Raw genomic sequence first — 12,739 nt, forward strand, 5'->3', positions numbered from 1 at the left:
GCAGGGCTCTCTCCCGCGCAGTTCAGAGCTGGGGGCCGCCGCCACTGGTTCGCTTGGCCCGGGCGGTCTTGTCCGGGGTTTCCGGCACGATGCGCTGCAGGAGCGCGTCGTGCGCCTTTTGCAGCGTCTCTGCCCGGGCCTCGGCCGCGGCGAGCCTGGTAGCTGCGCCGGCTGCGCTGTTGCTGGCCTGCTGTTCGGCGGTGCGTGCCTGCTCCAGCTGCGCCTTCAGCGCCGCGGCCTGGGTATCGAGCGCTGTGATCCGGGCTGTTAGTTCGGTGACGGCCGCGTCCTTCTCGGCGCCTGCTTTGTCCAGGTCAGCGACGAGTTCGGAGATCTCCAGCGCCAGGTCCTTCTTCTCCTGCGCCCAGAGCGCTTCCGCGGCGGCGTGCCGCTCATTGGCCAGGGCGGACGCTTCGGCCCAGCAGGCCCCGGCCAGGCGCGCGGCCTGTTCCAGCACTGCCGCCGGCGTCGCGGCAACCTGCCCGCCCGCGGCCTGCTTCTCCTCGACCCACTCCTTCAGGTAACGGGTGGCATCGGCGTTGCTCACACCNTCGGCGCTCAGCGCTGATCTGCTCCGCAGCAGCAAACACACGGTCTTTCACACTCAACGCCACGGCGACAACCTCAAAAGTAGTAGTAGGAGTAGTAACAAAACTACTACTCCTACTACTCCATGGCAATACCGCCGGCCGAAATGCCTCATCGGCTGCTCGTTTCCGCCGCTCCCGGTAACCGGGTCCGGCGGACCCGGGCGCGCGTCCGGGGCCCCACGTTTGCCCGGACGCCGTGGCAGGATGGGGTCCATTATGGACAGGCGGTTGCGGCGCGCTCCTGACGCGGAATGGGTGTTGATGTACGGCTCGGACTGAGCCGGAAACGCATCGCGCAGCTCGTGCGCGTGCATCCCGCCACCGTCGGCTACCACCTGGTCATCGCCCGCCGCCGGGATCCTGACCTTGAGACCGAACACCACGGAGCCGCGGGCGCCAGAACCAGCCCCTCCCCCAGGAGCCTTGCCCGGATGGAGGAGGTCACCGCCCGGATCTCGGCCGAGGGCCGGCTCCCCCGTGGCCACTCGGAGAACAGGGGTGAACGGTCCATGGCCCGGTGGCTCTCCGAGCGGCGGCGCGAAGCAGCCGAAGGCACCCTTGACCCGGCCTACCGCGACGGACTCGCACGGGTTCCGGCATGGGCCGACAACCACAGGGCAGCTGCGGACGAAGCCAGGTGGCACCACCGTCTCGCCCAGCTCGTGGATTTCCGGCAGGAGGGCAACGACTGGGCCACGCCACCACGACTATGACTCAGTACGGGAACACACCCTCGGGGTGTGGATCCACGCCCAGCGGTACAAACGGCGCCGCGGGGACCTCGACCCCGTGAAGGTCAAGCTCCTGGACAATGCTGCTCCGGGATGGCAGACGGGGCGAACCCGTGGCCGCCCTCCCCGCCGGTAAACGTGACATCGCGCCTCCCCCGTCGGCCAGCGGTCATGACGTCACAACTGCTAGTAGACTCAGATCGGCTCTCCAGTCCCCCCAGCTTGGAGAGCCGGGAGCCTCCGCGTTTGAGTCCTGGACTCGCGCGGAGGCTTTTCCTAATACGTCCTCCAACTACCGCGCTTCTGCCAGCGGCGATCAAACCGGACGCGACCCCGGAGAGGGCGTCGATGACCGAGCCGGGTTCCGTCAGGCGGCCGGCACGACGCCCCGGACTCCCCCGCTCGGGCGGCCGGGAAGCGGCGCGACGCGTTCAGGGACCGGGTGTGGAGTCGGCTGAGGACGTCCGGCAGGGGCTTCCAGCTCGGCGAGCGGGAGTTCGCGGTGGATAAGGTAATCGCACGCTGCCGGTCCGGTCATCCTCAGATCCGGGCACCGTCGTCCACGGTTTTCAATGCGGACATTGGCTGCGCGTAAACCGGCTCTGAACGCCCTGCCACCCACGGGTGCAACCCCTTCGAGCCCGCACCAGCTCAGGTACAAGCCATACAGTTCCTCCACGCTGAGGCCATCCCCGCCAGGATCTGCGGCGACGCACTCGTTGAGGAAATCTTCCAGTGGTGTCTTCGTCATCGTGGCCTCCTGCATCCTGGCGGCGTAGCCGCTCAAATGAAACAGCAACAGCATGAATGTGAAGCATGACCAGCCCAGAAACGGACGTAGAACACTAAGAATCTAGGAGCACTCTTTTCCCCCGTCAACCAGATTTTCCGGGGCGAGCCCGGTGGACCATAGGTGCCTTGGTTGTCACGCGGCGTGGCGCGCGCAGGCCGTCGAGGAGCGTGAAGCAGAGCCGCAGCGAGGGTCCCACCAGGTTGTGCCCACTGGGGTCAGGCGGAGCCCTCCGCACAGCTCAGGGCTGTCCCCGTTGGCGTACAACCCGTCCCCTCTTTGGATCGCCCAAACCTTCGATAGTTCCTTTGTCGTGGCCACGATGTAGGGTTAATGAATCGAACATATATTCGAATAAAAGGTGTGTTGTGGGCGTTGTTGTTGGTCCCCGTGTGATAGATGCGGGTGCATCGTTGTTGTCGGTGCTGATCTCTCCGGTCGCCGTTGCGGCCGGGTATCCCTCGCCGGCGCAGGACTACTTTGATGGCCGGATCGACCTGAACGAGCACCTGATCAAGGACATCACCAGCACCTACGTCGTGCGGGTGTCCGGGGACTCGATGGCCGGCGCCGGCATCAGCGACGGTGACGAACTGATCGTCAACCGTGCCCTGGAACCGGTGGACGGGGCCGTGGTCGTTGCCGTCCTCGACGGAGAGTTGACCATCAAACGGCTGCGGATCACGGGCACCGGCGTCGTGCTGCAGGCAGAGAACCCGGCCTACCCGGATATCCGGGTGCCGTCGTTATCGGATCTGGTCATCTGGGGCGTCGCGACGCGGTGCCTGCACCATGTTTAAGGAGCGCTATTGCGTTAAACGGGAACGTTGCCGGCAAAGGGTCCGCCATGTCTAAGCCGGCTCTCATGCGGCATATGCCGCAGATCGCGCACGTTGATGTGAACTGCTTCTACGCCTCAGCCGAGCGGGCATTCGCCCCGTCCCTGGAGTGCCGGCCCGTCATCGTCCTCTCGAACAACGATGGCTGTGCCGTCACCCGCTCCCCTGAGGCCAAGGCCCTCGGCATCGCCATGGGTGAGCCGTGGTTCAAACTCGCCCCGCGCGCCAAGGAATGGGGCCTCGTTGCTCTCTCGAGTAACTACGAGCTGTACGGCGACATCAGCGCCCGCGTGATGGAACTCCTTGGCCGGTACTCCGCCTGGCTCGAGGTCTACAGCATCGACGAGGCGTTCCTCGGCGTCAAAGGCACCCCGGAGGAACTCCTGGCCCTGGGCCGGGACATGAAGGCCACCGTCCGGCGCAACGTCGGCGTTCCGGTCTGCGTCGGGATCGCCCCCACGAAGACCCTGGCGAAGCTGGCCAACAAATGGGCCAAAAACAACCCGGACTTCGACGGGGTCTGCCACTGGGACTCCGTCCCCGCCGCCGACAGGGAATCGCTGATGCGCCGCCTGTCCGTTATCGAGATCTGGGGTGTCGCCACCCGGCTGACCAAACGCCTCAACGCCCTGGGCATCCACTCCATTCTTGACCTGTCCCGGGCCGATCCGGTCATGATCCGGGACCGGTTCTCGGTCGTCATGATGCGCACCGTCCTGGAACTCCAGGGAACCCCCTGCATCCCCATGGAAGAAGAACGCATCGGCCGGGACCAGCTCATCTTCTCCCGCTCCTTCGCCACCCCCATCACCACCGCCGCCGGGATCCGGCAGGTCATGAGCGTCTACGGCCAGCAGGCCTCCGCGCGGCTGGCCAAACACGGACTCCAGGCCAAAGTTCTCACCGCGTTCGCCGGCACCTCACACTTCAATCCGAAAGACACCTCCTACCCCTCCGTCTGCGCGCCGCTGCCGATGCCGACCGCGGATCCGGTGATCCTGACCAGGGCCGCCCACGCCCTTCTCCCCCGCATCTGCGAGGGCATCCGGTACGCCAGGGCCGGGATCATGGTCACCGACCTGAGGCCCAGCGGCAATCAGGCGCCCCTGTCCCTGTTCGAAAACCCGCACGAGGAACGCCACGTCGGCACACTTCTGGAAGACATCACCCGCCGGTACGGGCGCGGATCCATCGGACTGGGCCACGGCGGCATCCGGGGCGGGCCGGACTGGACCATGAAACGGGACATGCTCTCCCCCCGCTACACCACCCACTGGGACGAACTCCCCCTCGTCAAAGCCGCCTAACCCCAAACGCACCCTCACCCGCACCCGCACCCACACCCGCACCCGCACCCGCACGACCGCACCACGAAAGAACGCACGCCCATGACCACCATCGAAGCCCCCACCCAGACCAACGAGCTACAGGTCCGGACGGACCCGGCAGGTATACCACTCGCCATCCGCCACGACGGACGGATCTGGCTTGTCGATCCCGACACCGAGTCCCAGCACTGGTTCGGACGCGACGCCTGGTGGGACACCCGGCGCACAGCCGCCGTCGGTAGCGGCGACCTGGTCAGCATCGAGTTCTGGCGGGTACAGGTCCGCCCCAATACTCATTCCTCCCTCCGGACTGTCACTCTGCGCCGCGCACCGCTCTCCACCCAGTGGCTTCTGGAAAGCATCAGCGACGCCGACGAAACAACGGAAGAAGAGTGAACGGTCAACCCATCAACGATCAAACGTGGGCAGGGATCCGGGCGGAATTCACCCTGCCGGCCCTCGAGCAGGTGCGCCGCCGGCTCTCCGAGCTCATGGAAGACCCCGAACCGGTCATGCGGCAGCTCGTCCGCGTCTTCATCGCAGACGGGACCTTCTGTCCGGGTTTCCAGTTCCTCCCCGGCGGGCAGCTCCGCCCGCAGGTCGTTGAGCTTTTTCGGAGGGCGATGGAACTGGACATCCCGCATAACTACTTCACTGTCTGGATGGTCACGCCGTCCAGGGATCTTGCCGGCTCCCGCCCCGTTGACCACCTGAAAGGTACCCCCGCTCCCCTGGTTCGTGCGCTGGAATCCTACCGCTGGCGCTAGCACTGGCTCTTGACCGCGCCGGCGGGGTGCGTAGCGTTGGTCCATGGGACTCATCTACGACAGCCCGGACCTGGCGGCCCTGACACTGACGCGGCTCGCCGCGGAAGAATCCGAAGGCCCCGGTGCCCTGGAAGGGCGCATGCTCAAATATCTGAACGGCCTGGAACAGTGCAACGGCACCGCCTATCTGGAGCTGGTGGCCATCACCCTCGCCCGGGTCAACTTCAAATCCCTGGACGACCTGGCCCGAACCACCGGGGCAGACGCTGCGGGCCTTCTCGACGCCGCGGAAGTCGAGGCTCTGGAGGGCCTCCAGATTCGGCAAGGCATACGGTGGTCAGGTGGAATCTACCGGCACGATCCAAGCACCCGACGGCAGCTACGAACGCCGGCCGGCCGGCCGGTCCAGGCGTCGCTTACTCTTCCGCGATTTCTGTTTCGTCAGCCCAGCGGGCACAGACTGACAGCACGGCGAGATACTCGAGCGCCTGCTGCTCAGTCCATTCTTCGTCTTCATGGGCAGATATGTTGCGGATCCCCGCGTAGGCTCCCTGAGCCAACAAGTGAAGCCCCTCCTGACGGGAGCGCCAGGTGTCTTCGTCTTTGTCGCCGGGAAAATGGAGTCTGACCCGCCCGACGCCTGGCGGCGCTGCGCTGAACACATCTTGGACGAGCTTGCGGTCGGTCAGTTTCGACTTGGCTCTAGCTTTGATATGGGTAGCCAATGCAAGGGATGCCTGACCGATTGCTACCCGATACTGTCCTGTGCTCCACGTAACGGCTGCGGACTTCCAGACGACGGGATGCAATCTGTCCGCGGCGAGTCCCGGCGCCATCGGAGACATTCGCACTTCAACTTCTTCGAGGTCGCGGATCGCCCCCAAAGCTCTGCGCACCCGTTCTTCACCCCTGGAAGCACCGCCGCTGTAGGCCGGAGGTTGCAGCTTCTCCGTGTCCGACGGATCCATCCTGCGGACGATCCGTTCTACGGTGTGCAACATCAGTTCTGCCTGCTGATTAAATCTTGTCGCGGTGTCGTTCCAATAATCACCGGGCGGGACAGCAATTCGGACCTGCTCACATAACCGAAGGTATTCCTCGAGCTTCTTTTCCGCCCAGCTTAAATCCATAGCTCAAGGATAGGTGTCTGGTGCCGCACTCAACCGCAGGTCCACTGTCGGAGCGGTGGCCATTGCTTGTGTCAACATACCTCTGAACGCCGCTTCAAAGGCTCTCAGACCCCGGTGGTCATTCTGCGTTGGCGCCACGTTTCAGCTCGGCGCCGGCGGAGCTCCCTCCATCTTCTTGGCATCGAAGTAGCTCAGAAGGTCGCCAGTGGCCTTGGACATAACGTATCTGCCGCACATGTGGCCATTCTGCCTGACAAGCCCGAACAGCACTCGGACCTCCCCTAATCCCCTGCCCATCAGCCTGAGACTCGTCCTACCGCCAGCGTGCTCGGTCGTAGGACTCAAATGGAGAGGTCCAGCAGGCGTTGGTGGAGTCAGTAAGCTCCGCCAAGCTCCCGGAACAGCTGCTCGATGGCTTCCTTGGATGTTGCCTCCGACAATCTTTTCTCCAGAATGTCGTCGGTTTGACCGGACAACTGGATCGCCAACAACACTCCCGCAGAGTCCTTGATGACAATCGCCGCCCGGCGGAAATCCCCATCGTGCTCCCGAACGTACCGCGCCAAGGCAGCCCACTTGGGTGCGGTGTCAGCTAGAGAGTGGTTGTGGGGGTCGACCAGGTCGACGACTACCCCATTCGCGCCGTCATCGTGGAAGAACAAGAAGTCCGGGTAGAGGTTTTTGGAGACCTCGGAATCCAGATAGTGCACCGACAGTGCATGGCTGCCGCCGACAGGGTTCCGGTACCAGCCCAACAGCGTGCCAGAGGATTGCTCTGCTTCAAGAACACTCTCCTCCCATCCGGTGAAGTTATCGGGGAACAGTTTGGTTTCGGGCAGTGCGTAGAGGTGGCCCGCGTACAACGGAAGCTCCTCGACCAGGCCGGTCTCCTTGTTCAGGCTCTCCGTCTTTTGCGAGGTCGTCTCGGGCATACCGAGGTTGCTGGTCAGCGCCGAACCGATGGGTGCGAAAATGGTTTCAAATTCCTGGCGCTGGGTCGGCTTCAGGCGTGCCACCGAGCCGGCTGTGTTGCGGCGCCAGGATTCCACACGCGCCCCGCACTGGGCCTCCAGTGCTTCCCTGACCTCGGCGGACCGTGCCAAGGCCACAGTCCGTACGACTACTTCATCCCACGCCAGTTCCCCGGCAATAACCAAGGACGTGCTGTACCAGGCTGCGGCGGCGTCGGGGAGCCGTCGTTTGGCTTCTTCGAGAAGCTGGCGCAGGTTCTTCTGGCTCGTGGCCGCAGTGCGCGCAATGGTCCCGGTGTTGGCACCGCTGTACTGGTCGAAGGTGGCCATTTCAAAGCTCACTTCGAGCAGCGAATCAGCAACTTTGTCGATGGCCACCTTGTTCTGGCCGTACACAGAGTCGAGGGTCTCCACGACGACGTTTTGGGATTCCTGGGTGTAGGAAGACCCGCCGGGGTGCTCGAAGTCGGAGTTGTCCAGCAGGGTGCCGAGACGCACCAAGCGATTGACGTTCGAGCTGAACCGGCGCACCGGCTTTTGCTCCCGGGTCAGCCCGCCGATGGCGTCCCAGACGGCTTCGGGCACATCCGGGTTTCGGGACATCCGCTTGGGGTTCAATTGCACCGGAACCTCGATGTCCGCCGAATCCATGAAGGATTTCACGACCTGTGCCACTTCGACCTTGTTGAAGTGCGGCAGGTAAAGATCCACTGCATTCAAGTCATCGAATTCCGGCTCTTCGATTTTCTTGGCCAGCGGGTTGCGGACCATCCGACCGATGAGCTGGGCGATCTGCGTGTGTTCCTGCGCGGTTCGCAGAGACACCATGACTTCGGCCCTCGGGCAGTCCCAGCCGGTGGTCAGGGCCTGCATAAAGATCACGGCACGCACGTTCCCGGACTGTGAGATCGAGGTCGGAGCGATGTACTGGACCACGCGGGGCATCTCCACCCCGCTCAACCAGGTGGTCGTCGTGATCGGGGCACGAACACCAAATGCGTGAGCTACAGAGTCAGCGTCATCAAAGGCGTCGGAGGCGTCGGTGAGTGTCTGGACGATCTCGCCGATCTTGGCGGCCGACGTAAGGTCCGGAACCTGGATGGCCAGGAGCGGCACCGGATAGGACGAAGCGCCGGTGGCGCGGGCCCACTCCTGCCATTGCCGGTTGGACCGGTCCAGGTCAGCTACGGCCTGGCGAATCAGGGTGTCATCGCTGGGCTGGTCGTCCACCGCGTAGCTGACGTTGATGCGTTCCTTGATGAGGCCGGAGGCACGCACCTTCTGGAGATCGGCCACTACTTGCACCAGGGAACGACCGGAGGCACCGCGCATGGCCTCCTCAAATTTCTTCGGCGTTGCTGAAAGGCCAATCACGATGGGCGCCGGCGGGTTCACGATCGTACGGAAAGTGTCGTTGCCACCCGGCACTTCGATGATCGACCCATCGAGGATTCGGCGCAAAATCGTCGGCCGGCTCCGATCTGTTGCTCCCCGGTGGGCCTCATCGACCAGGACGATGAAGCCACTGCCGCGTTGCTTGATGGTGTTTCCGATGGTCTCCCACAAGGAATACCTGCGCCCGTCACCGGTCTGGATATGGCGCGTAGCGCCGGTTCCGAGCTTTTGGACGTTCAGGAAATAGACAAGCCCGGGGCTGAACTCAGCCTGGTCGAAGTCCGCTTCGACGGTCCGGAGCATGTTCATGTTGATCCGGTCCGAGGATGCCCGGATCTTCTTGCGGGACTGCTCGTTGAGCTCCCCGTCATCCGTCAGCCACAGGACGGTGGTTTCCGGCCGCGGATCGAAGTCCTCCGTTCCGAAGAACAACCCCTCCAGAACGGCCGAGGCAATCACAGTCTTACCGGCGCCGGTAGGAGCACTGATACCGATCGCGGTCTTGCGCTCACTATTGGACCGGAGCCGTTGGGCGGCGATGCTAATTTCGTTGAGAGTTTCCTCAACCACGTCGGCCTGGTAGTCGGCAAGGGTGAAGTTCACGAATCGCTCCGGTTGATCTGGAAGGCGCCAAGATACGAGCCATAGATGGGCTCAACGGTGATCTCGTCGCCGAACGCCTCCCCGGCCAGGTCGCCCTGTTCGGGCGAGTCAGTGATGATGAAAACGTGCTTGACCTGATTCGGCTTGATGGCCAAGAGCTCAGCCAATTCTGCGGCTTTGCCGGCATTGAACAGGACAGCCATCGAAGACTCTTCGTTCCATTCATAGGCGTCGGTGGCCGTGGTTCGCTGAACCACGGGGCCGATGGCGCCGGACTTCAGCCAGAACAATGGCGCAAGGCGTTCGTACTCCAAACCTGCGTGAACACGGCTCTCCTCCAGGTAGGTGAGATCCAGGAACTCCACGTTGGCTGGCAGACCGTCAGAGTAGTTAGAGCCGTCCTGGCGCACACCTGTGACAACTGTCTCGACGCGCGGCTTGGTGACGTTGTGGAACACGCCCTGGGCCTCGTACTCGGCGGAGCCTGGTTCATGGCCGGCTTTGCGCAAGAGAGCGTCGTCTTTGGCTGCGAGTTCGTTGTTGGTGACCAGGATGCACTGGCGGGTGCCTTGGTCCTCGGCGTTCAGTCGGATGACTGCCTCGGCGGTCGTGCCTGATCCTCCGAAAAAGTCCAAGATGACCGCATCCTTGGGGGCAACCATGCGGAACCAGCGCATCAAGACCTCAGGGTCTTTGGGATTAGGGAATCGTTTGTTTCCAAGGATCGTTTCGAGGCGCTTTGAGCCAGGCATCCGAGCTTGGGTGAAGACCGGGTAAGGAACTTGGAAGCCATGGTCCCGGAGGTATCGCTTGAAGCTTGGCGCAGTCTTTTCGTCTGGGCCGAAGAGGATTTTCCCTTCTCCGATCAGTCTGTCCATTGCGTCGCGTGAGTAACGCCAGCCATTTGCAGGCGCTTTTACCGGCGCTCCCGAAACCGGATGCGATACGTCATATCGAAGTGTCGGGCGAGGGTTAGGACTCGTCAAGTTGTCGGCGCGATAGGCCAGGCCATTCTCGTCTATCTGGTCATATCGGAAGACCGCCGGTTCAAGCTGTCCTTTATATTTCCTCAGACCAGACCTGAACAGACTTGTCGCAAGCCGCGTGTCACCATCGGCCTGCGCCCACGCAGCGGCCGCTGCTTCTTCGGAAAGCTCGATCCCGGTTTTGGACTCCAGCCAACGGGTGTCTGCTTCGGTCAGGGCACTCTCGCTTCTGGAGTACGCCAGCATGTAGTCGACGCCACCGGCAGTGTATCGGGCATCATTCTTTCCACTTCCCTGCCAGATGATGTTGGCAAGGAAATTGTTGTCCCCGAACACCTGATCCATGAGCATCCGTAGCCGGTGGTGCTCCTCGTCGCCGATGGCCACGATGATGACGCCCGTGGGCTTGAGTAGCTTCTTCGCCAGCGTCAGCCGGCGTTCCATGAAGCTCAGCCACTTCGAGTGCCTGAAGCTGTCTTGCTCAGCCACGTAGTGGTCGTTGTACTGCCAGGTCTTATTGCCCGTGTTGTATGGCGGGTCGATATAGATCAGATCCACCGATTCGCGGTGGGTGTAACCGAGCATTTCGAGGGCGTGGAAGTTCTCTCCGTTGATCACCACATGGGCGGGAGACTCCGGGTTGCCGGTTCGCACGGAGCCCACGGCCTTCAGACCCGGGAAGACCACTTCCCCGAACTGCCGTGCAGCGGTCACGTTGGCGACCTTCTCTTCGATCACGTTTCCGCGCTCGTCTGCGAGAGTCACTGTGTCGCCGCTGATGGCACGGACTTTGTGAAATGTGCCGTCGGCTTCGCGGATGACAGTGCGGCCGCGGCGGACCTGGGCCTGGGGCATCCGGATGCCTTCTGGGGAGTGCCGTTCAAAGACCAGCCCGAACGTCTTCGTGGTGCGCTCGAATTCGGCCTTGAGCCTTGCTCGGAGCCCTTCGTCCGTCACCTCGTTCAAGTAGACCTCGAACATGCTTTTGGACATGACACTCCTTGAAAATCGCCGCGGGCACGGGCACCCAGCCTTAGTTCTATCAGCAAATGAGTAGGGCACCGGTCAATCGCGGTCTTTCAGCTTCGTCCGTGGCACAGAGCCGGCGCCGAAGTCATCACCACTCATATCCGCGAACCGGAAACCCGGGCGGAATATGCGAAGGTAAGTGGACCATATACCTGGGGGAGATTCGCCATGCCAGCTGTGCCCGATGACCTGCGAAGAAGATACCAGAAGTGGGACGCGAAGGGCCGTCCATCGCAGGAGGCCTTCGAGTGGGAGAAGAAGAACTGGCAAAAGTACCTCGGCAACAGCAGCATTTTGGAAGCTCTTCCGAATCCCAGTGACCGCGCTGGCGTCCTAGAGACGTTCAAGCTCGTCCATGACCCCGACTCGGCTCTCGACGCATACATCGCCAGCTACCTCTGGGGCTACGCTAGGGCCGGCTTTGGCCCGTACCGTGCTGAGCGGGTAATCCGTCTGAACACGGACCCTGAAAAGGGAAAGAACTTCGCGGTCGAACTGCACACCCTTTCTCAGATCGCGATGGCCGATGGCGGGACCGCCGCGTTTGAGCACGTCGTGGACAAACGAAGAGCCGACAGGAAGTTCTTCGCTCAGTGGGGACCGGCCTTCGCGACAAAGTTCATCAGCTTCGCTACGAAGGCTTCAGACCAGGTGGCTACCACCCCGATCATGGACAGCATCGTCGCTGGATGGTTCAAGAACCACTGCCAAGAGATCGGCCCCCTGTGGCTTACCTGGCACAGCACCAGTAGCTACCGCCGATACACCGAATGCATGGCGGAATGGGCAGTCGAACTGAGCCTTGAACCCGAGCAGGTCGAACAGCTCATCTTCAGGCGGGACTGAGCGCGGAGCCGGGCCTAAGCTCTTGACCGCAGACAGCCTTCGGGCCGGACATCGCTGCCGCCCCAGCGAACGCCTCCCGTAACAGTTCTCTGTTTGGTTTGCCCGTGAGTGCATCGGTCTTGTTATAGGCGAGCGGACTCGGGTGGGGAGCGGTGATAACAGGCAGGCTTTTGAGCTCAGGAGAAGCCCCGAGCAGCAGCTGGGACCAAGCAGTTTGCGCCTGCTTGCCGAGAAGGAGAACCACCTTGGGTCGGGACTCCAGCAAGTCCATCAGCTCGGCCAGAAGGGGAGCGGCCCTGCGCGCTTCAGCAGCCAAACTCCGTGGTGCAAAAGCTGGATTTGCAACCCACCAGGGGACTACATTCCAGTGCAGGGACCTGGAGTACGGGAGGCCGCCGGCTTCGGCAGCGAGCGTGGAGTTATGGGCCGTTGGGTCATTGTTGTCCCGGCTGATGAATCCTGAACCGAGTTGCGCTTCTCCGGACGGGTCCTGGAGCAGAACCAGCACATCGGCCCCCTCTGTCGCAGCTCGCGGGTCGAAGTAAGGGACGCTTTCCTTTGTGGAAACCCGGATGTCGTCGACCCATTTGTTGAGGGGGCCAACAACGCCTTCGTATCTGGTCTCTTGCCGGTGCTGGAGGACGTGGGGGAGGTGATGCCGGCTAAGCAAGGTTCCTGCGTTGTAGGCATGCTTGTTCCATATGACTGTGGATCTGTCTTTCACGCTGCCTGCC

The 12,739-nt window shown here is 62.7% G+C and carries 11 protein-coding genes; 6 read left to right on the forward strand and 5 right to left on the reverse strand.

All coding sequences use genetic code 11. The features are described 5' to 3' along the window. Positions 1-22 precede the first annotated feature (22 nt). On the reverse strand, positions 23-547 hold the full coding sequence (locus tag ACZYZ3_RS13780) for a DNA-binding protein (protein ID WP_463964380.1): 525 nt from the start codon (positions 545-547) through the stop codon (positions 23-25). A 294-nt stretch (positions 548-841) separates the two neighbouring features. On the opposite strand from ACZYZ3_RS13780, the gene ACZYZ3_RS13785 reads away from it, so the two are divergent. The 5 genes from ACZYZ3_RS13785 (at position 842) to ACZYZ3_RS13805 (ending at position 5,045) form a co-directional block, all read left to right on the forward strand. Further along, positions 842-1,303: a hypothetical protein gene (locus ACZYZ3_RS13785; RefSeq protein ID WP_463964381.1), complete on the forward strand. Its 462-nt coding sequence runs from the start codon at positions 842-844 to the stop codon at positions 1,301-1,303. A 1,176-nt stretch (positions 1,304-2,479) separates the two neighbouring features. Further along, positions 2,480-2,911 carry a LexA family protein gene (locus tag ACZYZ3_RS13790; RefSeq protein ID WP_463964382.1) on the forward strand — a complete coding sequence of 144 codons (432 nt, stop codon included), beginning with the start codon at positions 2,480-2,482 and terminating at the stop codon, positions 2,909-2,911. Positions 2,912-2,958: 47 nt separating this feature from the next. Beyond that, the gene (locus ACZYZ3_RS13795; RefSeq protein WP_463964383.1) at positions 2,959-4,257 is read left to right on the forward strand and encodes a Y-family DNA polymerase; all 1,299 of its coding nucleotides are present in this window, start codon (positions 2,959-2,961) and stop codon (positions 4,255-4,257) included. An 81-nt stretch (positions 4,258-4,338) separates the two neighbouring features. Next, entirely contained in the window at positions 4,339-4,674 is a 336-nt protein-coding gene (locus ACZYZ3_RS13800; protein ID WP_463964384.1) for a hypothetical protein, read from the forward strand. Continuing rightward, positions 4,671-5,045, forward strand: coding sequence for a hypothetical protein (locus tag ACZYZ3_RS13805; protein ID WP_463964385.1), 375 nt, complete (start codon positions 4,671-4,673; stop codon positions 5,043-5,045). The genes ACZYZ3_RS13800 and ACZYZ3_RS13805 overlap by 4 nt, the downstream gene beginning before the upstream one ends. A gap of 416 nt (positions 5,046-5,461) precedes the next feature. On the opposite strand, the gene ACZYZ3_RS13810 is transcribed toward ACZYZ3_RS13805, so the two are convergent. From ACZYZ3_RS13810 to ACZYZ3_RS13820, 3 genes are all read right to left on the reverse strand, one after another. After that, complete coding sequence (locus ACZYZ3_RS13810; RefSeq protein ID WP_463964386.1) at positions 5,462-6,175, reverse strand: TIGR02391 family protein; 714 nt, start codon at positions 6,173-6,175, stop codon at positions 5,462-5,464. A 374-nt stretch (positions 6,176-6,549) separates the two neighbouring features. Further along, complete coding sequence (locus ACZYZ3_RS13815) at positions 6,550-9,144, reverse strand: DEAD/DEAH box helicase (protein ID WP_463964387.1); 2,595 nt, start codon at positions 9,142-9,144, stop codon at positions 6,550-6,552. Then, positions 9,141-11,123 carry a site-specific DNA-methyltransferase gene (locus ACZYZ3_RS13820; RefSeq protein ID WP_463964388.1) on the reverse strand — a complete coding sequence of 661 codons (1,983 nt, stop codon included), beginning with the start codon at positions 11,121-11,123 and terminating at the stop codon, positions 9,141-9,143. The genes ACZYZ3_RS13815 and ACZYZ3_RS13820 overlap by 4 nt, the downstream gene beginning before the upstream one ends. 204 nt (positions 11,124-11,327) lie before the next feature. Between ACZYZ3_RS13820 and ACZYZ3_RS13825 the strand changes: the two genes are divergently transcribed. Next, the gene (locus ACZYZ3_RS13825; protein WP_463964389.1) at positions 11,328-12,005 is read left to right on the forward strand and encodes an 8-oxoguanine DNA glycosylase OGG fold protein; all 678 of its coding nucleotides are present in this window, start codon (positions 11,328-11,330) and stop codon (positions 12,003-12,005) included. Here ACZYZ3_RS13825 and ACZYZ3_RS13830 read toward each other — a convergent pair. Continuing rightward, positions 11,992-12,729, reverse strand: a complete 738-nt coding sequence (locus ACZYZ3_RS13830) for a uracil-DNA glycosylase (RefSeq protein ID WP_463964390.1) — start codon at positions 12,727-12,729, stop codon at positions 11,992-11,994. The genes ACZYZ3_RS13825 and ACZYZ3_RS13830 overlap by 14 nt on opposite strands. Positions 12,730-12,739: the final 10 nt, after the last annotated feature.

Source organism: Pseudarthrobacter linnaei (genome assembly GCF_055412825.1).

Coding starts and splice junctions, on each gene's coding strand:
- ACZYZ3_RS13810 (WP_463964386.1), bottom strand. CDS start 6,175: ATGGATTTAAGCTGGGCGGAAAAGAAGCTCGAGGAATACCTTCGGTTA.
- ACZYZ3_RS13820 (WP_463964388.1), bottom strand. CDS start 11,123: ATGTCCAAAAGCATGTTCGAGGTCTACTTGAACGAGGTGACGGACGAA.
- ACZYZ3_RS13825 (WP_463964389.1), top strand. CDS start 11,328: ATGCCAGCTGTGCCCGATGACCTGCGAAGAAGATACCAGAAGTGGGAC.
- ACZYZ3_RS13785 (WP_463964381.1), top strand. CDS start 842: ATGGGTGTTGATGTACGGCTCGGACTGAGCCGGAAACGCATCGCGCAG.
- ACZYZ3_RS13800 (WP_463964384.1), top strand. CDS start 4,339: ATGACCACCATCGAAGCCCCCACCCAGACCAACGAGCTACAGGTCCGG.
- ACZYZ3_RS13795 (WP_463964383.1), top strand. CDS start 2,959: ATGTCTAAGCCGGCTCTCATGCGGCATATGCCGCAGATCGCGCACGTT.